Genomic DNA, 26,458 nt, shown 5'->3' with positions numbered 1-26,458 from the left:
TCTCCGTTGAGGTAACAGTGGACGCACAATGAAAAACGCCGGACTATCGGTCCGGCGTTGCTTGAAAATCAGACAGCGGCTTTGGCAGCCCTGCCGCCGAAGCGCGCGATGGCTTCCCCGACGATGCCGCGCCGGAACAGCAGCACGCAGATGACGAAAATCACGCCGGTCACCATGCCCACCGATTCGCCCAGGGTGCCGAACCACTCGATGCCCGTGTGCGTGGCCAGATAGGTGCCAACATCGCCCAGCTTGTTTTCCAGCGCGATGATCAGCACGGCGCCGAGGATGGGACCGGCCATCGTGCCCATGCCGCCCACCAGTGTCATCAGCACAACCAGGCCCGACATGCCCCAGTACACATCGGTCAGGGTTTCAAAGCCCAGCACCAGGGTCTTGGTGGCACCGGCCAGGGCGGTCAGCGAAGCGGACAGCACGATGGCCATCAGCTTGTACTTGTTGACGTCGTAGCCCAGCGAGATGGCGCGCGGTTCGTTTTCCTTGATCGCCTTGAGCACCTGGCCGAACGGCGAGTGGATGGTGCGCACGATCAGGGCAAAGCCGGCGATGAAGATAGCCAGCACGAAGTAATACAGTACGGTGTCATTGCCCAGGTCTATCATGCCCAGCAAGGTTCCACGTGGAACACCCTGCAAACCATCCTCGCCGCCCGTGAATGGCAGGCGCAAGGCCAGGAAGTACACCATCTGCGCCAGCGCCAGGGTGATCATCGTAAAGTAAATGCCCTGGCGGCGGATCGCCAGGCTACCGATCACCAGGCCCAGCAAAGCACCCGCGACGACGCCGGCCAGCAAGCCCAATTCCGTCGGCCAGCCCCAGGTCCGCAGCGCATAGCCGGTGACATAGCCGGCGCCGCCGAAGAAGGCCGCATGGCCGAACGACAGCAAGCCGGTGTAGCCGATCAGCAAGTTAAAGGCGCAGGCAAACAGGGCAAAGCACAGCAACTTCATCAGGAAGACGGGATAGCCGTAAAACGGGGCCGCCAACGCCAGCAGCAGGGCAATGGCGTAACCTACATTCTTATTCATCGTGGTAGCTCCAATACATGACTGATGAGGATTACTTTTCTTTGCCGAACAGGCCGGCGGGACGCAGCAGCAGCACGATGACCATCACCACGAACACCACCGTGGCCGAGCCTTCCGGGTAGAACACGCGGGTCAGGCCCTCGATCACGCCCAGGCCCAGGCCCGTCAGGATGGAGCCCATGATGGAACCCATGCCACCAATCACCACCACGGCAAACACGACGATGATGAGGTTCGAGCCCATCAGCGGCGAAACCTGGATGATCGGTGCCGCCAGCACGCCGGCGAAACCGGCCAGCGCCACGCCAAAGCCAAAGGTCAGGGTGACCATCAGCGGCACATTGATGCCGAACGCTTCCACCAGTTTCGGGTTTTCCGTACCGGCCCGCAGGTAGGCGCCCAATTTGGTTTTTTCGATGACGAACCAGGTAGCCAGGCACACGGACAGCGAAGCGATCACCACCCAGGCGCGGTAGTTCGGCAAGATCATGAAGCCCAGGTCCGTCGCACCGGCCAGCGCTTCGGGCACCGCATACGGCTGGCCCGAGACGCCATAGAAGGAGCGAAACACGCCTTCCATGATCAGGGTGATGCCAAAGGTCAGCAGCAAGCCATACAGGTGGTCGAGTTTATATAGCCAGCGCAGCATGGTCTTTTCGATCAGGATGCCGACCAGGCCGACGAGGATCGGGGCGATGACCAGCATGGCCCAGTAATTGATGTCGAAATAACTGAGGCCCATCCAGGCCAGGAAGGCGCCCATCATGTACATGGCGCCGTGCGAGAAATTAATAACATTGAGCAAGCCGAAGATGACGGCCAGACCGAGGGACAACATGGCATAGAACGAGCCGTTGACAAGACCCAGCAGCAGCTGGCTCATCATCGCTTGTATTGGAACGCCGAAAATTTCCATGGCATCACAGTATAAAAAGCACCGCCGGGTAGCGGTGTGGTATCAAGGGAAACACGCCGCCGCAGACTGGTGCGGCGGCGCAAGGCGAACCCTGCGAGCGAAACGTGCAGGACAGAGCGCTCGCGCGCAGGCGGGCGATCCGCTAAAGGTATGGCTACAGCCTTACTTCCACAACGAACACTTCGATTCGGCCTTGGTTACATACGCCTGCGCACCGGGCACGGTGGCGACCACCTTGTAGTAATCCCATGGGTATTTCGACTCGGATGGCTTTTTGACTTCCATCAAATACATATCGTGGACCATGCGGCCATCGGGCCGCACTTCGCCATTTTGGGTGAACATATCGTTGATCTTGGTCTTTTTCAGGTAGGCCATGACCTTCTCGGTGTCATCCGTCCCCAGCGCCTTGACGGCTTTCAGGTAGGTCGCCGCAGCCGAATAGTCGGCCGCCTGCAGCATCGACGGCTCTTTTTTCATCTTGGCGAAATAGCGTTTCGACCAGGCGCGCGTTTCCGCATTCAAGTCCCAGTACCAGCCATCGGTCAAGTACATGCCTTGCGTCAGGTTCAAGCCCAGCGAATGGATGTCATTGATGAAGATCAGCAAGCCAGCCAGTTTCATCGACTTCGTCAAGCCAAACTCGTTGGCCGCCTTGATGCTGTTGATGGCGTCGCCGCCCGCATTGGCCAAGCCCAGGATTTGCGGTTTGGCTGCCTGCGCCTGCAGCAGGAAGGATGAGAAATCCGAGGCACCGAGCGGATGCTTGACGCTACCCAGCACCTTGCCGCCGGCCGCCTTGACGACCTCGGCCGTGTCTTTTTCCAGCGAGTGGCCAAACGCGTAGTCGGCCGTCATGAAATACCAGCTCTTGCCGCCCTGCTTGACGATGGTGCCGCCCGTACCGCGCGCCAGCGCCACCGTGTCGTAGGCGTAATGCACGGTGTAGGGCGTGCATTCTTCATTCGTCAGGCGCGAGGAGCCGGCGCCGATGGCGATGAAGATTTTCTTCTTTTCCGCCGCCACCTTGGCCATGGCCAGGCTGGCGCCGGAATTGGTGCCGCCGATCAGCATGTCGACGCCCTGCTGGTCGAACCATTCGCGCGCCTTCGAGGCGGCGATGTCAGCCTTGTTTTGATGGTCGGCGGAAATGAATTCCACCTTTTTGCCGGCCAGTACCACGCCGGCATCGGCGATCGCCATCTTGATGGCTTCTGCGCCGCCGAGGCCGTCGACATCGGAATACACGCCCGACATGTCGGAAATAAAACCGATCTTGATGGTGTCGCCCGATACCTGGGCGTGCGCCGCTGCGGAAAAGCCCAGGGCGCAAAGAGTGGCGGTGGCAATAGCGATAGCGTTACGTTTCATAGTGTCTCCGTTGGGATTATTGTTTGCTATTCAGTCGATTGCTGGACGATGACGCGTACTACATGGTGACTACACGCCTAGCAGCTCGGTCAATACCGGCATCTTGGCCTCCAGTTCGGATGCCGCAAAAGTCTCGACGATCTGACCGTGCTCCATCACATAAAACCGGTCCGCCAGCGGTGTGGCAAACCGGAAATTCTGTTCCACCATGACAATGGTGTAGCCCTTCGCTTTCAGGGTGGTGATCATGCGCGCCAGCCCTTGCACGATGACGGGCGCCAGGCCTTCGGATATTTCATCGAGCAGCAGCAGGCGCGCGCCCGTGCGCAGGATGCGCGCCACGGCCAGCATCTGCTGTTCCCCGCCCGACAATCGCGTACCCTGGCTATGGCGCCGTTCCTGCAAATTCGGGAACATGGCGTAGATTTCCTCCACCGACATGCCCTTCTCGCCGCTGGCCAGGGTCGGTGGCAGCAGCAGGTTTTCCTCGGTCGACAGCGATGAAAAAATGCCGCGCTCTTCGGGACAATACCCGATGCCCAGGTGGGCGATTTTGTGCGTGGCCAAACCTATCGCTTCGACGCCGTTGACTTTGATGGAACCCGTGCGCGCCCCCGTCAGCCCCATGATGGCGCGCAAGGTGGTCGTGCGGCCGGCGCCGTTGCGGCCCAGCAACGTCACCACTTCGCCCTGCTCCACTTTCAGATTCACGTCGTGCAGGATGTGCGATTCGCCATACCAGGTGTGCAGTTGCGCAATTTCCAGCGCGGGTGCGCTGCCATTCACTTGTGTCGCCATCAATGCGCCCCTTCCAGTTCCGCGTGGGTGGTGCCCATATACGCTTCCATCACGTGCGGATTGCGCGACACTTCCGCATAACTGCCTTCGGCCAGCATGGCGCCGCGTTGCAGGACGGAAATCTTGTCGCAGATGCCAGAGACCACGCTCATATTGTGCTCCACCATCAAAATCGTGCGCCCGGCCGAAACTTTCTTGATCAACTCGGTGACGCGGTGCACGTCTTCGTGGCCCATACCCTGCGTCGGCTCGTCGAGCAGCATCATTTCCGGCTCCATCGCCAAGGTGGTGGCAATTTCCAGCGCCCGTTTGCGCCCGTAGGGCATGTCGATCGTGATAGTGTCGGCAAACTCCGTCAGGTCGACCTCGGCCAGCAAGGCCATGGCGCGGTCGTTGAGCTGGTTCAAGGAGCGTTCGCTCTGCCAGAAGTGGAACGAGGTGCCCAGCTGGCGCTGCAAGCCGATGCGCACATTTTGCAGCACGGACAAATGCGGGAAGACGGCGGAAATCTGGAAGGAACGGATCACGCCCATGCGGGCGATCTGCGCCGGTTTGGCGGCCGTGATATCTTTCCCATTGAACAGGATTTGCCCGGAAGTGGGGACCAGGAATTTGGTGAGCAAGTTGAAACACGTGGTCTTGCCGGCGCCGTTAGGACCGATCAAGGCATGGATATGGCCCCGCTCTACCTGCAGGTTCACCTCGCTCACGGCGGTGAAACCCTTGAATTCCTTGGTCAAATTTCTTGTTTCCAAGATTACGTTTGACATCGTGTCTCCTAGTTGTACTTTTTGTACTACTTAGTCATTTTTATAATACACAACTTAAATTTATCGCACAATACAGTATAACTACGGGGATTTATCGTCGGCCCGAATGGCGCAAACCCGCGCTTTTACGCGGTCATTTCCAGGCCGCGTGTATCATTTGCGCCGCTTTTTCTGCGATCATCACGGTGGGCGAGTTCGTATTACCAGAAGTAATGTAGGGCATGATGGAGGCATCGACGACACGCAAGCCGGCCACGCCGATCACCCGCAACGCGCTGTCGACCACGCTCGATGCATCGCTGGCCAGGCCCATGCGGCAGGTGCCCACGGGGTGAAAGATGGTGGTGCCGATCTGGCTGGCCGCCTGCGCCAGCTCTTCCTCGCTCTGGAATTGCACGCCAGGCTTATATTCCTGCGGCGCAAACTGTTTCAGCGCCGGCGCGGCGGCGATGGCCCGCGTCAGGCGCAAGGCATCGGCCGCGACCTTCCGGTCTTGCTGCGTACTGAGATAGTTAGGCACGATGTTCGGCGCCGCATAGCTGTCGGCGCTGGTTATCTGCACATGGCCGCGCGAGGTGGGGCGCACATTGCACACGCTGGCCGTAAACGCGGGAAACGCATGCAGCGGCTCGCCGAATTTATCCAAGGAGAGCGGCTGCACGTGGTATTGCAGGTTTGGCGTGGCTTGCTGCGGGTCGGACTTGGCAAACGCGCCCAGCTGCGACGGCGCCATCGACATGGGCCCGCTCTGGAACAGCGCATATTGCAAGCCGATCTGCATCTTGCCCAGCAAATTACCCGCCATCACATTCAGAGTTTTCACGCCCTGGACTTTAAAGACCATGCGCAATTGCAGATGGTCTTGCAAATTGCCGCCCACGCCGGCGGCATCGAGCACGGGAACGATGCCATGCTGCTGCAGCAAGGCGGCCGGACCAATGCCGGACAATTGCAGCAATTGCGGCGAACCGATGGCGCCTGCCGTCAGCAAGGTTTCACGCCGGGCCGTCGCCTGCCACTGCGTGCCACCGCCCGTAAACACGATGCCCGTGCAGCGCGGTCCCGACTCCGAAGTCTCAATCAATAGACGTTCCACGTGGCAACCCGTCATGATGGTCAGATTCGGCCGCCGAGACGCCGGTTTCAGGAAGGCTTTTGAGGTGTTCCAGCGGATGCCGCGGCGTTGGTTGACGTCAAAATACGCGCTGCCGCTATTGTCGCCACCATTGAAATCGCTGGTTTTCGGAATGCCGACCTGCTGCGCCGCATCGCGAAACGCGTTCAAAATATCCCACGACAGCCGCTGTTTTTCCACGCGCCATTCGCCACCCACGCCATGGTTTTCCGAAGCGCCGCCGTAGTAATCCTCGCTTTGCTTAAATAGCAGCAAGACCTTGTCCCAGCGCCAGGATGCGTCGTCCGTCAGGTCGGCCCAGTGGTCGTAATCGCCGGCCTGGCCGCGCATATAGATCATGCCGTTGATGGAAGAGCTGCCACCCAGAACTTTGCCGCGTGGATACATCAGGCTGCGCCCGCCCAGGCCCGCATCCGCCTGCGTGGAATACAGCCAGTCCGTACGGGGATTGCCGATGCAATGCAGATAGCCGACGGGGATGTGTATCCACACATAATCGTCCTTGCCGCCCGCTTCCACGAGTAAAACGTTGGCGTCCTTGTCGCGTGTGAGCCGGTTGGCCAGCACGCAACCTGCCGTGCCGCCGCCCACGATGATGTAGTCGTATTCGCCTGCCGATTCCAATGAAGCTCCTTTCGGTATGCCATCAAGCTGTCGCGCGGCGTGTCTCCCCACCGCGTCCCGTTACCAGAGTCTGTCTTTTTTCATGCATGCATGGCTGTTGAGCCACATTGAGATTACCACCAGTGTCGGGCCAGGGCGACATTAATCGTGGCAAGCGATACTGGCTAGCGTCATGGCGAAGTAAAACACCAGGAAAAACAAATGCTGCAGGCTGTGGATAAGCATATGGATATCCACAGGGACGATATGTGCGTAAACGAAAAATTTTTTCGGCAGCATTTTTTTGTCCAGAAACCATCCCAGGCAGATACAACGCTTACTCAGCGCTTATCCGTACGCCAAGCGATTGTTTACAAGGATAAATCTGGACTTATCCACAGAAGATGCCACCGTTAACTACTATTACTATTCTTGTATACGAACTTATTAAGATAAACCCAATGACGCGCGTTTTGCCCGCCCTTCGCCTTCGGGTAGGTTCGCAAACCTCACTTCAAAAAAAAAGACCGACAAGCTGCTGACAAAAAAAATCGCGCCAACAACTGAGCCGCGAAAACCAGCACGGCTGGCATCACGCACACAGCACTGCCAAACCGTTGTGCAAAATGGAAACGTCAACGGACCTTGGTCAGGCTCTGGCCAAACAGGCTGTTCGACATAAAAAAGTGGGAAGTTTTGCATCGACTGTGGATAAGTCACTTGATATCCGCAGGATGACTTGTGCGTAAACACGAAGTTATGCGCAGGCCCGCATTTTATACAATTTTGCTCCTCGCCTGATACAGCGATTATGCACGCTTTATTTTGCGCGTAAACGCTTGATTCTGTTGAAAAAAAGTGACTTATCCACAGAAAAAACCGCGTTTACTATTACTACTATTTTTATATATATAGATATGTTGTAAACCAATAAAAAAGCGGAAGTCCGGGGATATTTCCAAAAAGCATGCAAGAAACGTCAAAAAAAAGCGCCAACAGCGACAGCCAAACCCACTGCCAAATCGTCTGCCAGAAATCAACTCGAGGCAGGCGTCAACGAAAGAACCGCGCTCACAATCATTCAACGTTGATTGGCAAACAAGGATCCATGCATACGCAGCACGGCAAACCTGCCACTACAGCAAGAAAAACCATGATTTTTGCTTGCTACTGTGGATAAGTGCCTGGATATCCACAGGATGAGATGTGGGAAAAGTCGATCTTTGTCCACAGCTTAATTTTTATCCCAAACAAGTCCTGTCTCGATACAATGCTTGTGCGCCTACTTTTTTGAGCGCTAAGTCGATGATTTTTCGACGGTATACCGACTTATCCACAAAAAAATGGCCGTTTACTATCACTACTATTTTTATGTATACATCTTTATTTAAAACACAGAGACAAACACGCACGGTGGAAAATTCGCTGTAACGGCTGTTTTCACCTTGGTAAACCGTCTTGCAATCCAAAAAACTGTAAAAACAGCATGAATTCATACACAAAAATGCGTTTAGGCATCATCAGTGCCTTGCACGAAGAACAGCAGGGGCTGGTAGAAGCCATGCAAGGCCCCCAGAGGCGTTCGCACGGCATGCGCGACTACACCCTGGGAACCCTGTGGAATATCGACGCTGTGTGCGTCCTGTCGCGTCTGGGCAAGGTTGCCGCTGCCATGACAGCTTCTATCCTTGTGGAAAAGTATGGAGTTACCCACATCGTCTTCACCGGCGTGGCCGGCAGTGGGGATAAACACGTGAAAGTGGGCGATATCGTGGTAGCCGAAGCACTGCTGCAGCACGATATGGATGCCCGTCCCTTGTTTCCCCGCTTCGAAGTGCCGCTGACGGGCTTGCAGCGTTTTGCCACGGATCTGGAACTGAGCACGCAACTGGCTGCCGCTGCGGAAGATTTCCTGCGTGACGATGTTTCCAGCGTGCTCAATGCGGCCGATATCGTGGCATTTGGCTTGCAGCACGCACAAGTCCACCGCGGCCTCATCGCCAGCGGCGACCAGTTCATCAGCAGCGCCGCGCATGTGAACCAGCTGAAGGCGGATATTCCCGACTTGCTGGCCGTCGAAATGGAAGGCGCCGCCGTGGCGCAAGTGTGTTTTGAACTGGGCGTGCCGTTTACGGTCATGCGCACCATTTCCGATAACGCCAACGAAGAGGCGGCCGTCGACTTCATGCGTTTCGTGCAAACGGTCGCCTCGCCATACGCGTTGACGGTCATTCAGCAATTGTGCAAACGCCTGGCTGGCTGATTTCCGGGCGCATCGTGCATAAAAAAAGGGCAGAACCATTGGTTCTGCCCTTTTAGCGTTAACGACCTGCTTACATTTTAGACACTTAGCATCATCAAGCTGGCATTTCCGCCCGCCGCCGTCGTATTCACGCACATGGCCCGCTCAGCGACCAGGCGCCACAGGGGGATGACACCCTCCTGCGTGGTGGCGATGGTGCTCACCAGCGCCCCTTCACGGGCCGCCAGCAGCGGTTTGAGCTGGCCATCAAGGCCAGGCTCGATCATGGCGATCTGGAAATCATGCTTGACCGCATCCAGGCTGCTGACGACCTGGATGCGGTCTTTCAGCGCCGCCGGCAAGTCGCCAGGGATCAGGTCCGGCGCTTGCGCCAGCACCAGCGCCTGGTTTCCGGTGGCCAGCACGGCCGCCAGCTGGTTCATCAAGGTGCCGGTGGTGGCCGCCGCGCACAGAATCGTGCCCCGTGCGGCAAAGCTCAGTGTATTGCGCTCGCCGGTCGGGCCTGGCAAAACGGTGGTGCTGCCCAGCAAGGTCGTGCGCGCGTATTCCTGCGCCAGCTGCTCGACCTTGTCGTGGCCATGCATCTTCGCCCATACGGTCAGCGCATCGAGCGCGGGTGGCGCCTGGCGCTGGTGCTGGGCGCCGGCCGGCGCATTGCGCTGCAGGCGTTTCAGGTACAGGGGTCCGCCTGCCTTGGGACCGGTCCCCGATTTGCCTTCGCCGCCGAACGGTTGCACGCCGACGACGGCGCCGACGATGTTGCGGTTTACATAAATATTGCCCACGTGCGCGCGCTTGGTGATGAAGTTGATGGTTTCATCGATGCGCGTGTGGATGCCCAGGGTCAAGCCATAGCCGCTGTCGTTGATCGATTGCACCAGTTGCGGCAGTTCGGAGCGTTTGTAACGGATCACGTGCAGCACGGGGCCGAAGACTTCCTGCGTCAATTGCGCCAGCGACTTGATTTCCAGCACGGTCGGGGCGACGAACGTACCTTTGACGGTGGGCAAATCGAGCGAATAATGGTCGATGGCCACGGTTTTCATCTTGTTGATGTGCGCCAGCAGATTGCTTTGCGCTTCTGCATCGATGACGGGGCCGATATCGGTCGCCAGGCGATCAGGATTGCCAACGCGCAATTCCTGCATGGCGCCCTTGAGCATGTGCATGGTCTTGTCGGCGATTTCCGTTTGCAGGAACAGCACGCGCAAGGCCGAGCAGCGCTGGCCGGCGCTGTCGAAGGCCGACGACATCACGTCTTGCACCACTTGCTCCGGCAAGGCGGAGGAATCGACGATCAGGGCATTCTGGCCACCCGTTTCGGCGATCAGGGGAATATCGATGCCTTCGGCCACGGCGCGCACGGCCAGGTTGCGGTTAATCAATTGTGCCACTTCCGTCGAACCCGTGAAAATCACGCCTTTCACACGCGCGTCATTGCACAGGCCGGCGCCAACGATTTCGCCGCTGCCGGGCAAAAATTGCAGCGCACCGCGCGGCACGCCTGCCGCATGCAGCAATTGCACGGCGCGGTGAGCGATCAGCGGTGTTTGCTCGGCCGGCTTGGCCAGCACCACATTGCCTGCCGCCAGGGAGGCGGCCAGTTGGCCCGTAAAGATGGCCAGCGGGAAGTTCCACGGGCTGATGCAGGTGACGGGACCGAGCGCCAGGGTGTTCGGCGCGTGTTCCACCTGCGCCGCGTAGTAGCGCAGGAAGTCGACGGCTTCGCGGATTTCCGCGATCGCGTTTGGCAAGGACTTGCCCGCTTCGCGCACGGCCAGGGCCATCAGTTCGATGTGATGCTCTTCGAACAGGTCGGCCGCGCGTAGTAAGGCTTGCGCGCGGATCGACGGTTGCGTGGTTTGCCAGTCCATGGCGTAGGCGCTGGCGCTGGCCAGGGCCGTTTCCACGTCCGCCGGACCCGCTTCCATGACTTTCCCCACGACATCGTCGTGCTGCGCCGGATTGTGCAACATGTGCGTGGGCCCATTCAGGCTGACGGCGCCATCGATCAGCGGCGCCGCCTGCCATGTATGCTCTTGCGCCAGGCCCGTGGCCAGGGTGCGCAAGGTGTCTTCATTCGACAGGTCCAGGCCGGCCGAGTTCCTGCGCTCGCTGCCAAACATGTCCAGCGGCAGCGGAATCGACGGGTGCGGCAAGCCGCCCTGCAGGCGCGCCTGTTCCAGGGGATCGCGGATCAGGCTATCGATGGCCACGCTTTCGTCGACGATCTGGTTGACGAACGAGGAGTTGGCGCCGTTTTCCAGCAGGCGGCGCACCAGGTAGGCCAGCAGGGTTTCATGCGAGCCGACGGGTGCGTAGATGCGGCACGGCTTGTCCAGCTTGTCGGCGCCGACGACCTGGTCGTACAGGGTTTCGCCCATGCCGTGCAGGCACTGGAATTCGTAGTCGGTAATGCCGTCGCGTTTCGCCCAGGTATAGATGGTCGAGAGGGTTTGCGCGTTGTGCGTGGCAAATTGTGGATAGATCACGCTGCTGGCAGCTAGCAGTTTTTGCGCGCACACGAGGTAGGAAACGTCCGTGTAGACCTTGCGCGTGTAGACCGGATAGCCTTCCTGGCCATCGACTTGCGCGCGTTTGACTTCCGCATCCCAATACGCGCCCTTGACCAGGCGCACCATGAACTTGCGGCCGCTGCGGCGCGCTAGGTCGATCAGGTAATCGATGGCGAAGGGACAGCGCTTTTGATACGCCTGCACCACATAGCCGATGCCCTCGAAACCGGCCAGGTCTGCATCGAAAGCCAGTGCTTCCATCAGGTCCAGCGACAGTTCCAGACGGTCCGTTTCTTCTGCATCGATGTTGAAGCCGATGTTGTACTGTTTTGCCAGCAACAGCAGCGCTTTGACTTTCGGCAGCAATTCTTCCATGACACGGGCGCGCTGGGCACGGCTGTAGCGCGCGTGCAGGGCCGACAGTTTCACGGAAATGCCGGGGCCGTTCTTGATGCCGCGGCCATTCGACGCCTTGCCGATGGCATGGATCGCCGTTTCGTACGAGGCGTAATAGTTGGCGGCGTCCTGTTGCGTCAGGGCCGCCTCGCCCAGCATGTCGTACGAGTAACGGTAGCCGCGCGTCTCATTATCGCGGCTGTTTTTCAAGGCTTCCTCGATGGTTTGACCTGTAACAAACTGGTTGCCCAGCATGCGCATGGCCAGGTCAACGCCCTTGCGTATCAGCGGTTCGCCGCCTTTGGCGATGAGCTTGCTCATGGCCGAGCCGAGACCCGATTCGCTGCTGGTACTGACCAATTTTCCCGTAATCAGCAAGCCCCAGGTGGCGGCATTGACGAACAGCGATGGCGATTCGCCCAGATGCTTCTTCCAGTCGCCCTTGCTGATTTTGTCGGCGATCAGGCGATCGGCCGTTTGACTGTCGGGTATACGCAACAGCGCTTCAGCCAGACACATCAATGCAACACCCTCTTCCGACGATAGCGAGAACTCGTGCATCAGCGCATCGACGCCGGAGGCGCGTGTGCGTTTTTGGCGCACGTTCGAAACAAGACGGTGCGCCAGCGCTTGCCCTTCGGCCGTCGTTTCGGTACTGCTGGGGCGCACTTGTTGCAACAGCCACTGCACGGCGGAAACCTCGTCGCGCCTATAGGCGGCGGTGATGGCGGCGCGTTGGGATGTCGCTTCGGGCAGGATTTCTGCCTGGAACGCGGCAAAAGGAATCGGGGTAAAAGCCGAGGGGCCTGCAGGGTGCATAAATACTCTTTACAAGGAAATGGGGACGAAAACTGACGTAATTCTTGCTCTTTTTTGGTGCAAAAAAATACAGAAAGTCGGACGTTAAGATGATTCGATTGTAAAGGGGATTCTTATGGATTAATTCTGGTAATACAGGGGACTAGCAATAGATAGTTTTTGATGCGACAATTTAACCAAATAATATTAATTTGGGGGTGATGGTAATGCTGGACAAGATCAGTAAGAAAATCTTGATGGAATTGCAGAGCGATGGACGCATCAGCAATGTGGAGCTGGCCGCGCGCGTGAACCTGTCGCCTGCCGCCTGCCTGGAGCGCGTGCGCAAGTTGCACGAATCCGGTTACATCATGGGCTATACGGCCCAGTTGAACCCGCAGTTGCTCGACGTGTCGCTGCTGGTGTTCATCGAAGTGGTGCTCGATCGCACGACGCCGGAAGTGTTCGACGCCTTCAAGCATAGCGTACAAATCATTCCAGAGGTACTGGAATGTCATATGGTCGCTGGCGGCTTCGATTACCTGGTCAAGGCGCGCGTCAAGGACATGGCGGCCTACCGCGAATTCCTGGGCAAGACCTTGCTGCAAAAAGGTGTGCGGGAAACCCACACCTATGCCGTCATGGAAGAGGTCAAAAACACCACCAAATTGCCAATTAAGTGAGCTCGGTGTCGCCAGCCCACTTTTCTGATTGAGCTATCGTAACAAATGTTGTAGGGTAGAACTACACACTGCTATCCGGTAGCCGCCTGAAACGCCGCGCAGACGTTACGTTCAGGGTGCAAGGTGGGCAATCGTGCCCACCTGCATACGGTTACAGCACGTCCCTGCGCGGACGTGACGGGTTCGCACAGCGGGGGACAAATGAAGCAGTTGCAGCATCAGCTGGTGCGTTTCCTTGTATTCACGATCCTGGCCATGGCCGTGGCCTGTTGCCTGGCCTATCTGCTGCTGCTATCGGGCGGCGACCATCCGTATCTGATTGCCTGCGTGGCCGCCGCCATTGGCGCCGCGCTGCTGGCGTTCGCCGGCCGCCCGCGCGGCGAGCCGGGCTTGCACCAGTTCGCCGACACGGTGGGCAAGGCCATCGACGCCATCATGATCGGCGCGGCGGAAACCTCGTATTTTGTCGATTCCGTCAAACAGAAGGTGGAACTCGATGTGCGCACGGCCAGCGACATCGCCGACAGTTCCGCACAAAATGCCGCGATGACGGAAAAGATCGCCGCCAATGCGGAACGGGCCGCCAAGGTGGCCGCCGGCGTGCGCGTGGAAAGCGTGGCGGCGCGCGCCGAAGTGGATCAGGGCTTGCACCGCATCAATAAGGCACGCGAGGAAGCGCAAGGCGCCTCCAGCACCATGTTGAGCTTGCAGGACAAATCCAAACGCATCACCGGCTTTACGGAAGCTATTTCCGATATTTCCGCGCGCACCAACTTGCTGGCGCTGAACGCTGCCATCGAGGCGGCGCGCGCCGGCGAACACGGACGCGGTTTTGCCGTGGTGGCCGGTGAAGTGCGGCAATTGGCGCAGCGCACCAAGGAAGCCTCCGATGAAATCAGCGTGATGGTGCGCGAAATCAATGAACAGTCGGAAAAAGCGGCGTGCGGCATGACCACGCTGGCAGCGGGCGTGACGGAAGCGGCGTGCAATGTGGAAAGCGTGCATGCCTCGCTCAGCCATATTGAGGAATCGTCGGGCGTGTCGGAAGAAGCGATCGGGCAAATCGCCCGCGCCTCGCGCGAACACGTCGACACCACGCAGCTGATCGCCGACGCCATCCTGCAAATCCGCGACAGCATGCTGTCGACGAATGCCGAATTGCCGCGTGCCACGCAGTCGGCCATGGCGCTGGCCGAGCGGGCCGAAGTGATCGCCAGCGCCCTGGGCGAATCGAGCGTGGCCACGCCGCACGACGAAATCCGTGCAGCGGCCCAACGCGCGGCGCGGGAAGTGGGTAAATTGTTCGAGCAAGCCATCGCCTCGGGGCGGATCACGCGCGAAGCCCTGTTCGACCGCCACTACCGCCCCATCCCGAACACCAATCCGCCCAAGCACAACACGAAATTCGACGCGTTTACGGACAAGGTACTGCCGGATGTGCAGGAAGGCGTGCTGGTGGCATTACCCCATCTGGCGTATGCGGGCGCCGTCGACAACAATGGATACTTTCCAACGCACAACAAGAAATTCTCGCAGCCGCTGACGGGCGATTACGCCACCGATATCGTGAATAACCGCACCAAGCGTATCTTCAGCGACCGCACGGGCAAACGCTGCGGCAGCAATACCAAGCCGTTTTTATTACAAACGTACAAGCGCGACACGGGCGAAGTCATGCATGATTTATCCGTGCCCATCCACGTCGATGGCAAGCACTGGGGCGGTTTCAGAATTGGCTATCGTTCCAGTGAGCGCGCATAGCAAAACGCCTGATGAATCATCATCAGGCGTTTTTTTTGAGCAGGCTGCGGCTTACTCAATATGCGGCTTGGGCGCCACGCCGCCGCCAGCCGCCGTCGCCGTGCGCAGGGTGGGTGTGTTCATGCTTTCCAGATGATTGCGCAGCCATTTGTGGGCGGGGCTGCGCGCGTCGCGTTCGTGCCACAGCATGTCCAGGTGGACGGCCGGCAAGGTCAGCGGCAAATCCTTGTACAGCAGCGATTCCGTCATGCCCGTCGAGGCGATCAGGTGGCGCGGCAAGACCGTGATCAGATCGGAATTGGCCACCACGCGCCCTGCCGTGAAGAACTGGTTGACCGTCAACAAGATGCGCCGCTCGCGGTGGATTTGCGACAGCGCCTCGTCGATCAAGCCATGCGCGCGGCCGGAAAAGCTCACCAACAAATGGTTCGCAGCGCAATAATTATCCAAGGTCAATTCCTTGTCGGCCAGCGGATGGCCGCGCCGCATCACGCACACATACTTGCCGGAATACAGGCGCTCATGGCGGATGGGCGAGCCCGTTTCGCTCGACAATTGCGCCGCCACGCCGGGAAAGAAGCCCACGGCCAGGTCGATATCGCCGCGCAGCAACATGGGACGCGGTTCGCGCGTGGTCAGCGGCATCATGCGCACGTTGACGCCCGGCGCTTCGCGTTCGATCGAGCGCATCAGCGAGGGCAGCCAGAACGCGGCGGTCGCATCGGCCATGGCCATGCGGAAGGTGGCATGCGTTTTCGACACGTCGAAGGTTTCCGGCGTGACGGCCGCTTCCAGGCTGGCCAGGGCCGAACGCACGGATGGCCACAGCGCTTCGGCACGGGGCGTGGGTTTCACGCCATACGCCGTGCGGATCAGCAATTCGTCACCGAGGCTCTCGCGCAGGCGTTTGATGGCGTTCGATACCGCCGGCTGCGTCATCGCCAGGTGGCCCGCTGCGCGCGTCAGGTTTTGTTCCGTCATGACGGCGTCGAAAACACGCAGCAAGTTCAGATCCAGCGTCAGAAAACTCATGGAAAGCCCAAGATAAAAGTTGAATTGATTACTTAAGAGTGTAAACCGCGCCGGGCACGAATATTTTCACTCGTCAAAAAATATTACAGTTTCCATTCACGATTCATATAATTGGTATCAAGAAATGGAATTAGATTTATATGTTGCACTGCACTATAGTACTGGCAAATTCTATAATGCACTGGAACAGTATGTCTACCTTCGCCTCCGCCCTGTACGCAGTATCCGCACCCGTGCTGGAGATTTCCCTGCTGAACGCCCTGCAACTCGTGCTGCTGATCGTGGCAGTGGGCGCGCTGGCCCTGCTGTTCAAGCCTTTGCTGGTGGGTATTGCCCGTGCCATGGTGCTGCTGGTGCGTCCCAAGCTGAGCCGTGAAGAGCGCCTTGCGCGCCAGCAGATGCGCGAAGCGCAAGCTTTGCAACGCACCCTGGGCAAGATGGATGGCGTGTCGCCCAGCAATGCCGCCGAATTGCGCGCCCTGTCGACGCGCGCCTGAGCGATACACTGTTGCAGAATGACAAGCCGGCGTGAGCCGGTCTTTTTACGCCCGCTTTTTCATTCAGGCCATGTCGCCCAGCAAATGCGCGCGCAATAAAGTGTCGGCCGGATGGGCGCCGATCCAGATTTTCAGCAGCGCATTGTAAAAGGCCAGGTCCGGCACCGTGTCGCCCACCTGCTTGCCGTTCAGCTTGCACAACGTCCCCTCTTCCGGCAGCCAGTCCACGGTCAGGATGTCGCCCTTTTTCAGGCCGGGCACCATTTCGAACATGGCGCCGAACTGCATCGTCTGGCTCAGCAGGCGTGTGCGGTCGGCCTGATCGGAACTGCGCTTCAGTCCCTGCATGAAGGCTAGACCCAGCTCGTCGGAAGTGATGTCGCGCAGCATGATGATTTCGAGGCGGCGCGGCCCGGGCAGCGCCAGGATGTCGGCCAGCTGGGTTTTCTTTTCCGGCAGGTACAGCGCAATCGTGTAGACCTTGAAGATGACCTTGTAGCGCACGCCGGCGCCGTTGAGCTTGAGTTCGCGGCTGGCCAGCTGCACCGTCTCGTCCAGTTTGACGCCGCCCACCTCGACGGCCAGAGCAGCGTGCGCCAGGCCGGCACACAGGCAGGCGACGGCCAGGGAGCGGCCCAAACGGGATGTGCCTATTTGCATCTTCTACCTCCGTGGAAACCATGTGCTGTGGATAAGTCTGCACACAGTGTAGAACAGTTGGTAAAAGAGGGCCGCGCGAGGTAGCGGTGAGGAGGACGAAGAGCGTTTAGGCTTTGGCCGCAGGCAGTTCCGCCTGCAGGCGTTCGTACTTGGCCATCAATTGCTCCGGGCTTTCGCGCCAGGCGGGATTGAAGGGGATGCAACTGACGGGGCACACTTGCTGGCATTGCGGCTCGTCAAAGTGCCCCACGCATTCGGTGCACTTGTTGGGATCGATTTCGTAGATTTCCGCGCCCATGTAGATCGCGTCATTCGGACACTCGGGCTCGCAAATGTCGCAATTGATGCATTCGTCGGTGATCAGTAATGCCATGATTTCACTCTTACTTATTGCGATGATGCAGCGTTGGCGGCAATCTTGTTTTGCAGCCAGCGGTTCACCGAGGGGAAGACAAACTTGGAGACGTCGCCGCCCAGGGCCGCGATTTCGCGCACGATGGTGCCCGAAATGAACTGGTACTGGTCGGAAGGCGTCAGGAACATGGTTTCGACATCGGGCAACAGGTAGCGGTTCATGCCCGCCATCTGGAATTCGTATTCGAAGTCGGAAACGGCGCGCAAGCCGCGCACGATGACGCGCGCTTCATGCTTGCGCACGAAATCCTTGAGCAAGCCGGAAAAGCTTTCCACTTGCACGTTCGGATAGTGACCGAGCACTTCGTTGGCGATTTCCAGGCGATCGTCGAGCGAGAAAAACGGTTGCTTGTTCTTGCTGTCGGCCACACCGACGATCAGCTTGTCAAACAGACCCGATGCGCGGCGCACCAAATCTTCATGACCGCGCGTGAGCGGATCGAATGTTCCTGGATAAACGGCTACAACCATTGCGGCTCCCTAACGATGCACCAATATAGACGCGCATTATGCCTGAAATTGGTGACCACCTTGGTGCTACGCCTTGGGTCAGGGAGCCTTTTTGCCTCATTTATAGGCAGATTCAGGCAGTTGACGGCACTTTGTTGTAAGTTAGCAAATGATAATAAACAGTGCCCGCCTTGTCGGCACGGATGACTTCCCACGGCGCCATCCACTCGGGCTTTTTCAGTGCGTTGCTCTCGTCGAAGACCAGCGGCAAGCCCGATTCCGCGTAGACCATGCCGCCTTCCTTGAGCAGGTTGGCGCACAAGGGCAACACTTTCGCCAGGAAATCCTGCTGGTACGGCGGGTCGAGGAAGATCAGGTCGAAACGCTGGCCGCGCGATGCCAGGCCTTGCGCCGTCAGCAGGGCGTCGCCGCGCAGCAGCTGGACGTTGTCAGCGCGCAATTTCGCCTTGTTTTCTTCCAGCTGGCGGATCACGGGCGTGTGGGTATCGACCATGGTGACGGCGGCGGCGCCGCGGCTGGCCGCCTCGAAACCCAGTGCGCCGCTGCCGGCGAACAGGTCCAGCACCTGGGCGTTGGACCAGTCGCCATCGCGCAAGTGGTTGATCCAGTTGAACACGGTTTCGCGCACGCGGTCCGGTGTCGGGCGCAGTCCCAGTGCCTGCAAGACAGGCAGCACGGAGCGCTTCCATTGGCCGCCGATGATGCGCACCTGGTTCGGTGGCGGCGCGTGGTGGACGGGGACTTTGGCGGGTTTTTTAATCTTCTTTTGCATGGGGATTTCTTCAATTCGGTGGCGGCCACTATAGCATATGGCCCCACCTCCCCTGCTGGCGCCGCCTGTCTATTTGGGCTGCGCGGCCAGGGAATTGAAATCGTCGATCCAGCCCTGCATGCGCTTGATGGCGTGGGTTTTTTGCGCCGGCGTGGCGATCTTGATCACCGTCAAGACCATCTGCGCCGTGCTCGCTTCGTAGCTGTCAAAAAAAGCCTTGCGCTCCGAGTGTTCCAGGCGCTCGAAACTGTCCTTGATCAGGGTCGTGATCAAGGCCGCGGCCGCTTCCTTGCCGAGCTTTTCTTGGTGGACTTTTTTGACCAGGGTCAATACATTCTGCTGGCGCCGCATGCGTTCGTCGAGCCAGATGTCATTGTTCAGCGGACGCGCATCCGACGCTTTGTGTATGACGGCTTCCTGCTCGCTGCTGAAGCTGCCGAACCACAGTTCGAATTGCTCCATGGCTTTCTTGTAGCGCAGTTTCTGGCGCTTGTCCTGGTCGCCGCTCAGGTATTTCTTGCGGTAATCCTCATTGTTCGACTTGAACTTCTTTTCCATCTGCGCGATCTGTTCGGGCTTGAGCGAGCGCGCCAGGTCGGCCAGATCGGGCGCCGCCTTCAGCAGCAGCGCCTGGGTGCGCTGCTTGATCTCGCTGTAGTCGCTCATCAGGTCCGCCTGCGTGATATTGCCTTGCAGCTGCTTCTGACCCGTGCGCAGGATTTCCACGTAATCCTTCAATTGCGTCTTGCGGTGCCAGTCGAACATCTTGTCGATGTCGTCGCGTACCCAGCCTTTCTGGTCGCGGTCCAAGTCGACATACGCGTTCAGCCACCAGTACAGCACGGTATCGCCGTTGTTGTAGGCCAGGCGTAAGCCGCTGCAGCCGGCCATGACGACCAGCATGATGGCCAGCACGGCATAAGTAAAGCGGTTGGAGATGGGGGCCTGCGTGTTAAACTTTTTCATATTCCTAACTTATAAAAATTACGCTCTATGAACGTTGTCATTCTCGCTGCCGGTATGGGCAAACGCATGCAGTCGGCACTGCCCAAGGTATTGCACCCGTTGGCGGGCAAGCCGCTGTTGTCGCACGTCATCGACACGGCGCGCGGCCTGGCGCCGTCCCGATTATGCGTGATTTACGGGCATGGGGGCGCAGCGGTGCTCAAGTTGCTCGACGGCTACAACGCCAGCCATGCCGTGCAGATCGACGCCGCTGAGCAAGCGCAGCAGCTGGGTACCGGTCATGCCGTGCAGCAAGCGCTGTCTTTGCTGGACGACACGGTGCCGACCCTGATCCTGTACGGCGACGTGCCGCTGACCAGCGCCGCTTCCCTGCAGCAGCTGGTGCAGGCGGCCGGCCAGCACAAGCTGGCCATCTTGACGGTGGAACAGGATGATCCGTTTGGCCTGGGCCGCATCGTGCGCGAGAACGGTGCCATCGTGCGCATTGTCGAGGAAAAGGATGCGTCCCCCAGCGAGCGCGCCATCCGCGAAATCAACAGCGGCATCATGGTCGCGCCCACCTTGCAGCTCAAGCAATGGCTGTCGGCCTTGTCGAATGACAATGCGCAAGGGGAATACTATCTGACCGATATCGTTGCCCAGGCTGTCGCCGATGGCGTGGCCGTCACGTCGGCCCACCCGGCCGCCGTGTGGGAAGTGGCGGGCGTCAATAGCAAGGTGCAGCTGGCCCAGCTGGAACGCATACACCAGAACAATATCGCGCAAGCGTTGCTCGAGCGGGGCGTGACCCTGCTTGACCCTGCCCGTATCGACGTGCGTGGCGAACTCATTTGCGGCCGCGATGTCACCATCGACGTCGGCTGCGTATTCGAAGGCCGCGTGGAACTGGGCGATGGCGTGCGCGTGGGCGCCAACAACGTCATCATCAATGCCAGCGTGGCCGCTGGCGCACACATCAAACCGTTCTGCCATATCGAGGACGCCGTCGTCGGCGCCGCTTCCATCATCGGCCCGTACGCGCGCCTGCGCCCGGGCACGGTGCTGGCAGAAGACGTGCATGTGGGTAATTTCGTGGAAGTGAAAAACAGCCAGATCGCCGCGCACAGCAAGGCCAACCACCTGGCTTACATCGGCGATGCCAGCATCGGTTCCAGGGTCAACATCGGCGCCGGCACCATCACCTGCAATTACGATGGCGTCAACAAGTTCCGCACGGTGATTGAAGACGACGCTTTTATCGGCAGCGACAGCCAGCTGATCGCACCCGTTACCGTGGGCAAGGGCGCCACCCTGGGTGCCGGCACGACCTTGTCGAAAGATGCGCCGGCAGGCAAGCTGACGGTCTCGCGCGCGCGGCAAGTGACCATCGACGGCTGGATGCGTCCCGTGAAGATCAAGAAGTAAGCGTAACGTCTTCATTACGCATGACGCCGCCAGCCTGTCCGGGCTGGCGGCGTTTTTTTACGCCTGTGGATAATCCTGTGGAAAGTTAGCTGGTAAGCCGGGATAAGTCACGCCATTCTTCATATCCGACATTTTCTTTGTATTCTGAGTGTGGATAAGTATGTGAACAAGCATGCTGACAAGTGATGGATAAGCTCGGTAGAAGCTGCGTATAAGCAGTGGAAAAGACTGAATAAGTTATTTGCTCCAGCTTGCCGTGCTACTGTACCGGCCAGCCTGCTTAGAAGGCAAAGCACCTTCGAATTTTTGCCAGCCCGGCTTGTGGATAAACTTGTGCGCAATTGGCGGATAAGTAATGAATAACTTCCAAGTCATTGTTTTTGAAGGATATTAAATAACTATTTTTCGATGTTGATTGTGGATAAAGCTGTGTAAAAGCCTGTGGTTAAAGCGTGGGCAAGTGAGGGGTAAGCCGGGATAAGTTTTACGCCCGAGCCGATGTGCCTTTCTTGAAGGGCTATCTGCGAGCCCCGATCTGGTAGTCGTGGAAATCGGTGATTTCTATACTGTGGATAAACATGTGTATAAGTGAGCAGAAAAGTGAGGATAAGCTGGGGCAACTTCTTTGCCAGCTTGCCTCACACAGCGATACGCGTCTCGAACTTGCTGCGAAAGGTGGAAAAATAGCTTTTTACGTTACGCACATTGGCGTGCGCGGCAAACAGGCGATGCGCCAGCGCGTGGTAGGCGGGCATGTCGGCCACCTGCACCATCAGCACGAAGTCTGGCCCGGGCGAGACGCGATAGCACTGCAGCACGGCCGCTTCCTGGGCCACCAGTTGTTCAAATTCTTCCATGCGTTCAGCCGCCTGCACATCGAGCGTAATTTCCACGATGGCGGTCAGGCGCGCGCCCACCATCTGCGGCGCGACGATGGCCACTTGCCGCTCGATGACGCCGCTTTCCCGTAAATGCTTGACTCTCCGCAAACAGGTGGGCGCCGAAACATGCACTGATTGCGCCAGCTCACTGTTGGTTTGCGATGCATCAATTTGCAAAGCGTTCAGGATGCGACGATCGATCTCGTCGAGAGTAATATTGCTATTGTTCATGATTTTGACGAATTGGAGAATATATCGAGTATAAATGAAATAATATTTCATCACAAAATAGCGATGAAATATTCAGTCAAAAATATGCAGATTTAGAAAGCATATTTCATACGCTCTGCATTAGCATGCTGCATTGATGAATTTTTAGACAGAGGTTTCCATGTGCGGCATCGTCGGCGCGGTAGCGCAACGTAATATCACTCCCATCCTGGTTGAAGGCTTGAAGCGCCTGGAATACCGCGGTTACGATTCCTGCGGCATCGCCCTGCATGCGGATGGTCGTTTGCAGCGCTCGCGCTCCACTTCGCGCGTGGCCGAGCTGGAAAAGCAGATCGCCGAAGAAGGCTTGAGCGGTTTTACGGGCATCGCCCACACGCGCTGGGCCACGCATGGCGCCCCTGTCTCGTTTAATGCCCACCCGCACTTTTCCCCGACGGAAGAGAACGCCCGCGTGGCGCTGGTGCATAACGGCATCATTGAAAACCATGACGAACTGCGCGCCGAACTGACGGCCCTCGGTTACGTCTTCCAGAGCCAGACGGATACGGAAGTGATCGCCCACCTGGTCGAACACATGTACAACGGCGACCTGTTCGAGACCGTACAGCAGGCCGTGAAACGCCTCGATGGCGCGTATGCGATTGCCGTCTTTTGCCGCGACGAGCCGCACCGCGTGGTGGCCGCGCGCCAGGGCTCGCCCCTGATCGTCGGCCTGGGCAACGGTGAAAACTTTGTCGCCTCCGACGCCATGGCGCTGGCCGGCACGACGGATCAGATCATCTACTTGGAAGAAGGCGACGTGGTCGACCTGCAACTGTCGCGCTGCTGGATCGTCGATGTCGATGGCAAGCCCGTCGAACGCGAAGTGAAAACCGTGCATGCGCATACGGGTGCAGCCGAGCTGGGCCCGTACCGCCACTACATGCAGAAGGAAATCTTCGAACAGCCGCGCGCCATCGGCGACACGCTCGAAGGCGTGACGGGCATCATGCCTGAATTGTTCGGCGACAATGCCTATGCCATCTTCAAGCAGATCGACCGCGTGCTGATCCTTGCCTGCGGCACCAGCTCGTATGCGGGCATGACGGCCAAGTACTGGATCGAAGCGATTGCCAAGGTGCCCGTCAGCGTGGAAGTAGCCAGCGAATACCGCTACCGCGACAGCGTGCCGCATCCGAACACCCTGGTGGTGACGATTTCGCAAAGCGGCGAGACGGCCGACACCCTGGCGGCCCTGAAACATGCGCGCAGCCTGGGCATGTTGCATACCTTGACCATCTGCAACGTGGCTACCAGCGCCATGGTGCGCGAATGCGCCTTGGCCTACATCACGCGCGCTGGCGTGGAAGTGGGCGTGGCATCGACCAAAGCCTTCACGACGCAGCTGGCCGGCCTGTTCCTGCTGACCCTGTGCCTGGCGCAAGTCAATGGCCGCCTCTCTGAAGAACAGGAAGCGGCGCACCTGAAAGCCATGCGCCATTTGCCAGTCGCCATCGCGTCCGTGCTGGCGCTGGAACCGCAAATCATCGCCTGGTCCGAGGAATTCGCGCGCAAGGAACACGCCCTCTTCCTGGGCCGTGGCATGCACTACCCGATCGCCCTGGAAGGCGCGTTAAAGCTCAAGGAAATTTCCTACATCCACGCCGAAGCGTATCCGGCCGGCGAATTGAAACACGGCCCGCTGGCCCTGGTGACGAATGAAATGCCGGTCGTCACCATCGCGCCCAACGATGCCCTGATCGAAAAGCTCAAATCGAACATGCAGGAAGTGCGCGCTCGCGGCGGCCAGCTGTACGTCTTCGCCGACGTCGATTCGCGTATCAGCTCCGGCGAAGGCTTGCACGTCATCCGCCTGCCAGAGCACTACGGCGACCTGTCGCCTATCCTGCACGTGGTTGCGCTGCAATTGCTGGCCTATCACACGGCACTGGCGCGCGGCACGGATGTGGACAAGCCACGCAATCTGGCGAAATCGGTGACGGTGGAGTAAGTGGGCCGGATGCCGCCCCGGGCTGAAGCGAGACAATAAAGTCCGTCGGAGAACAATAAAGTCCGTCGGGTTCCTGACGAAACACTCTTTAGCCTTTGCAGCCGACACCATTACTTATGGAGGTCGGCTGGGCGATCATCGAGCCAAACCGATGCTGACCGCTGCTTCGATCTCCTCAAGGACGCGATAGCCAAGCTGAATTGTTGCCCCGCGTCAAAATTAGGCTCACAAATCGCAGTCTATCCTGACCTAGAACATAATTGGAGTGGTCTACCCTGAAGTTTTTTGCATGATGGATCGCGGGCGTTGATCCATACCTGTGCCACAGGTGCGCGCGCGATCTCGCGGTGGCCAGAAAATGCTGGTGGTCGGGATCAGTAGCTCGCCAGCAACGTCCCGTCACCATTCAGGAAATGGTGTGCTGCTCCCGGAAGTAAGTCTGGGTCCAAAGGGATGTTGGCATTTGGGTTGTGAAAAACTGATAGTCCTTCCATCCACGACTCGACATAGTCTGGCGACCCGACCTCGTATGTATCAGGCATAGGCTCTGTTGCATCTCGCCGAGGATTTTCCGCAAAGCCTCTCCGTGTAATCCATACATCTGGACTGCCAAATCCGGCCATTAACCCCATCCGGTTGAATTTTGAGATGGTTGCATTCGGGTTGATGATGACTGCGCTGATGTGTTCGGCATCGGGGAGGTAGAAGAAGCCTGATTCAATCACCTTGTCGCCCCAGACATGCGTTTCAATCGCTTCAGGCGAGCCGACGACATTTCCTGCTGCGTCCTGCTCTTTTGTCCACCACATTCCGTACAGATAGACGGGGAGGGCGTCGGAGCTATACGCCAAGGAGCCAGGCGCGTGAAAATCTTGTATCGCGAAGACCAGCGGATTATTTCTTACGTGAGGATGTTCCCAGTACCTGAGTTCTTGATGTTTATGAGTGAGCTTGTTGACAAGGGGGCCGGCGAATCGAATCGGCATATAGTTGCGAAGAAAATCGGTGCGCTGCTCATCTGTTGCCATGGGAGGTGGGGCGAGATGTGCTGCCCCAGATGGGTTGACCGATGTTGCTTCGATGAAGAGTTTGCCTAATGGGCCCGCAGCGGAGAAGTCAGGGACCGAATGCTTTCTCTCGATGGCAAATGGCACTTCAGCCAGCATGGCAAAAAGATAAAGTTCCCAAAGTCGAGTGTTGAAACCTGTCGTTTGAAATTGTTCGACGTAATTTCCATCTGGATCTTCATACCAGCGCATCATCGGCTTAATAATTTCTAGCGCTGGCGAGAAACTTCGCTGGGTAAGTAAAGTGGTGAGTTCAGGGTTCAGTCGCACAGCGGGGAACACTGGAGTGAAGAAATCGACAGGTTCACCTTCGTCACCTTGTCTCTTGGCGTTCTCAAAATCGGCCATGACTTTTTCGATAGCGGCTGGCGCATTTTCTAGCGTTTCGGCTGGGCTATCGTAGAAGGCTGTTATACCTACCCAACGATAGCGCTCCATGAGGTCTTTTGTGAGGAGTAATGCGGAGTAGTCGCCATCGTTGTAGTCTTTCACGACCACGATTAGAATTGTTTCGTCATAAGCTTGGTGCCATTCAAGTTCATCTGCATGGAGCAACGTTTCAGGCTTTCGGCAATAGCTTGCAAGTGCTTCAAAGCGAAGCTTGCTAATTGGCTTCATTTCTAATGGCATATATTTCCCCACATTCCTTTTATTCACTTAGCTTAAGTTCGCACTAAGACATGTCACAGCTTTCTTACCATTGTTCTGGCATCCGGTGTCGCTATTGATGATTGTTCCTTGGCGAATAGCATGAGGTGATGGGCTGAAGGATTCTCTGGATATGAAGGACGAGGCGCATGGCGACGGTCAAATGAGAGTGATTCCCTCATCATGTCAGGCACACCTCGTGGAGTGATATTTAACGTATCAATAACAAATTCATTGGCGGGGGTGTACTGAATTCTGTGTAAACGGTTTTTCGTTTAAGTCTGCGGTACCCGGTCTTCAAACTGGATGGCGAAGCGGTTCAGTGCCGCTTTCCAGTCCCGTATTGGCATCGTCCACTTCTTGCTA

22 protein-coding genes are annotated in these 26,458 nt (G+C 58.0%); 6 read left to right on the top strand and 16 right to left on the bottom strand.

All coding sequences use genetic code 11. The features are described 5' to 3' along the window. Nucleotides 1-68: 68 nt before the first annotated feature. The 7 genes from CSZ94_RS17820 to CSZ94_RS27685 form a co-directional block, all read right to left on the bottom strand. Nucleotides 69-1,049 (bottom strand): branched-chain amino acid ABC transporter permease, encoded by a 981-nt coding sequence (locus CSZ94_RS17820; RefSeq protein WP_102122737.1) that lies wholly within the window; start codon nucleotides 1,047-1,049, stop codon nucleotides 69-71. Nucleotides 1,050-1,080: 31 nt separating this feature from the next. Continuing rightward, nucleotides 1,081-1,965 carry a branched-chain amino acid ABC transporter permease gene (locus tag CSZ94_RS17815; RefSeq protein WP_034752662.1) on the bottom strand — a complete coding sequence of 295 codons (885 nt, stop codon included), beginning with the start codon at nucleotides 1,963-1,965 and terminating at the stop codon, nucleotides 1,081-1,083. 162 nt (nucleotides 1,966-2,127) lie between these two features. Beyond that, complete coding sequence (locus CSZ94_RS17810) at nucleotides 2,128-3,336, bottom strand: ABC transporter substrate-binding protein (protein WP_102122736.1); 1,209 nt, start codon at nucleotides 3,334-3,336, stop codon at nucleotides 2,128-2,130. Between the two features lie 69 nt (nucleotides 3,337-3,405). Continuing rightward, nucleotides 3,406-4,134, bottom strand: a complete 729-nt coding sequence (locus CSZ94_RS17805; protein WP_102122735.1) for an ABC transporter ATP-binding protein — start codon at nucleotides 4,132-4,134, stop codon at nucleotides 3,406-3,408. Next, nucleotides 4,134-4,904 (bottom strand): ABC transporter ATP-binding protein, encoded by a 771-nt coding sequence (locus tag CSZ94_RS17800; protein ID WP_102122734.1) that lies wholly within the window; start codon nucleotides 4,902-4,904, stop codon nucleotides 4,134-4,136. The genes CSZ94_RS17805 and CSZ94_RS17800 overlap by 1 nt, the downstream gene beginning before the upstream one ends. Nucleotides 4,905-5,037: 133 nt before the next feature. Further along, entirely contained in the window at nucleotides 5,038-6,663 is a 1,626-nt protein-coding gene (locus CSZ94_RS17795; protein ID WP_102122733.1) for a GMC family oxidoreductase, read from the bottom strand. A gap of 426 nt (nucleotides 6,664-7,089) precedes the next feature. Beyond that, entirely contained in the window at nucleotides 7,090-7,362 is a 273-nt protein-coding gene (locus CSZ94_RS27685; RefSeq protein WP_146009834.1) for a hypothetical protein, read from the bottom strand. Between the two features lie 784 nt (nucleotides 7,363-8,146). Between CSZ94_RS27685 and CSZ94_RS17790 the strand changes: the two genes are divergently transcribed. Further along, nucleotides 8,147-8,905 (top strand): 5'-methylthioadenosine/adenosylhomocysteine nucleosidase, encoded by a 759-nt coding sequence (locus tag CSZ94_RS17790; protein ID WP_258001061.1) that lies wholly within the window; start codon nucleotides 8,147-8,149, stop codon nucleotides 8,903-8,905. Between the two features lie 77 nt (nucleotides 8,906-8,982). Here CSZ94_RS17790 and putA read toward each other — a convergent pair whose 3' ends face one another. Further along, nucleotides 8,983-12,636 (bottom strand): trifunctional transcriptional regulator/proline dehydrogenase/L-glutamate gamma-semialdehyde dehydrogenase, encoded by a 3,654-nt coding sequence (gene putA / locus CSZ94_RS17785; RefSeq protein ID WP_102122731.1) that lies wholly within the window; start codon nucleotides 12,634-12,636, stop codon nucleotides 8,983-8,985. A gap of 206 nt (nucleotides 12,637-12,842) precedes the next feature. Here putA and CSZ94_RS17780 point away from each other — a divergent pair, with 206 nt between their 5' ends. Then, nucleotides 12,843-13,298, top strand: a complete 456-nt coding sequence (locus CSZ94_RS17780) for an Lrp/AsnC ligand binding domain-containing protein (RefSeq protein WP_010393827.1) — start codon at nucleotides 12,843-12,845, stop codon at nucleotides 13,296-13,298. Between the two features lie 201 nt (nucleotides 13,299-13,499). Next, nucleotides 13,500-15,059 (top strand): methyl-accepting chemotaxis protein, encoded by a 1,560-nt coding sequence (locus tag CSZ94_RS17775; RefSeq protein WP_102122730.1) that lies wholly within the window; start codon nucleotides 13,500-13,502, stop codon nucleotides 15,057-15,059. A 51-nt stretch (nucleotides 15,060-15,110) separates the two neighbouring features. Here CSZ94_RS17775 and CSZ94_RS17770 read toward each other — a convergent pair whose 3' ends face one another. Beyond that, entirely contained in the window at nucleotides 15,111-16,091 is a 981-nt protein-coding gene (locus tag CSZ94_RS17770; protein ID WP_034752642.1) for a LysR family transcriptional regulator, read from the bottom strand. 191 nt (nucleotides 16,092-16,282) lie between these two features. Here CSZ94_RS17770 and CSZ94_RS17765 point away from each other — a divergent pair, with 191 nt between their 5' ends. Beyond that, nucleotides 16,283-16,588, top strand: coding sequence for a hypothetical protein (locus tag CSZ94_RS17765; protein WP_102122729.1), 306 nt, complete (start codon nucleotides 16,283-16,285; stop codon nucleotides 16,586-16,588). 63 nt (nucleotides 16,589-16,651) lie between these two features. Here the strand turns inward: CSZ94_RS17765 and CSZ94_RS17760 are convergent, their stop codons facing one another. The 5 genes from CSZ94_RS17760 to CSZ94_RS17740 form a co-directional block, all read right to left on the bottom strand. Then, nucleotides 16,652-17,248 (bottom strand): chalcone isomerase family protein, encoded by a 597-nt coding sequence (locus tag CSZ94_RS17760; RefSeq protein WP_102122728.1) that lies wholly within the window; start codon nucleotides 17,246-17,248, stop codon nucleotides 16,652-16,654. Nucleotides 17,249-17,354: 106 nt separating this feature from the next. After that, the gene (locus tag CSZ94_RS17755; RefSeq protein WP_077398358.1) at nucleotides 17,355-17,621 is read right to left on the bottom strand and encodes a YfhL family 4Fe-4S dicluster ferredoxin; all 267 of its coding nucleotides are present in this window, start codon (nucleotides 17,619-17,621) and stop codon (nucleotides 17,355-17,357) included. Between the two features lie 14 nt (nucleotides 17,622-17,635). Then, complete coding sequence (gene coaD / locus CSZ94_RS17750; protein WP_102122727.1) at nucleotides 17,636-18,133, bottom strand: pantetheine-phosphate adenylyltransferase; 498 nt, start codon at nucleotides 18,131-18,133, stop codon at nucleotides 17,636-17,638. A 112-nt stretch (nucleotides 18,134-18,245) separates the two neighbouring features. Continuing rightward, complete coding sequence (gene rsmD, locus CSZ94_RS17745; RefSeq protein WP_102122726.1) at nucleotides 18,246-18,905, bottom strand: 16S rRNA (guanine(966)-N(2))-methyltransferase RsmD; 660 nt, start codon at nucleotides 18,903-18,905, stop codon at nucleotides 18,246-18,248. A 69-nt stretch (nucleotides 18,906-18,974) separates the two neighbouring features. Next, nucleotides 18,975-19,871, bottom strand: coding sequence for a DUF6279 family lipoprotein (locus CSZ94_RS17740; RefSeq protein WP_102122725.1), 897 nt, complete (start codon nucleotides 19,869-19,871; stop codon nucleotides 18,975-18,977). Nucleotides 19,872-19,898: 27 nt separating this feature from the next. Between CSZ94_RS17740 and glmU the strand changes: the two genes are divergently transcribed. Next, nucleotides 19,899-21,275: a bifunctional UDP-N-acetylglucosamine diphosphorylase/glucosamine-1-phosphate N-acetyltransferase GlmU gene (glmU, locus tag CSZ94_RS17735; RefSeq protein ID WP_102122724.1), complete on the top strand. Its 1,377-nt coding sequence runs from the start codon at nucleotides 19,899-19,901 to the stop codon at nucleotides 21,273-21,275. Nucleotides 21,276-21,913: 638 nt separating this feature from the next. On the opposite strand, the gene CSZ94_RS17730 is transcribed toward glmU, so the two are convergent. Further along, nucleotides 21,914-22,387, bottom strand: a complete 474-nt coding sequence (locus CSZ94_RS17730; protein WP_102122756.1) for an Lrp/AsnC family transcriptional regulator — start codon at nucleotides 22,385-22,387, stop codon at nucleotides 21,914-21,916. A 160-nt stretch (nucleotides 22,388-22,547) separates the two neighbouring features. On the opposite strand from CSZ94_RS17730, the gene glmS reads away from it, so the two are divergent. After that, nucleotides 22,548-24,377, top strand: a complete 1,830-nt coding sequence (gene glmS, locus CSZ94_RS17725) for a glutamine--fructose-6-phosphate transaminase (isomerizing) (protein WP_102122723.1) — start codon at nucleotides 22,548-22,550, stop codon at nucleotides 24,375-24,377. 374 nt (nucleotides 24,378-24,751) lie between these two features. On the opposite strand, the gene CSZ94_RS17720 is transcribed toward glmS, so the two are convergent. Next, the gene (locus CSZ94_RS17720) at nucleotides 24,752-26,074 is read right to left on the bottom strand and encodes a hypothetical protein (protein WP_258001060.1); all 1,323 of its coding nucleotides are present in this window, start codon (nucleotides 26,072-26,074) and stop codon (nucleotides 24,752-24,754) included. Nucleotides 26,075-26,458 lie beyond the last annotated feature (384 nt).

The sequence above is a fragment of the Janthinobacterium sp. ROICE36 genome (genome assembly GCF_002869965.1).
Taxonomy (GTDB): Bacteria; Pseudomonadota; Gammaproteobacteria; order Burkholderiales; family Burkholderiaceae_D; genus Janthinobacterium.
This window is presented reverse-complemented; position numbering and strand designations above follow the sequence as displayed.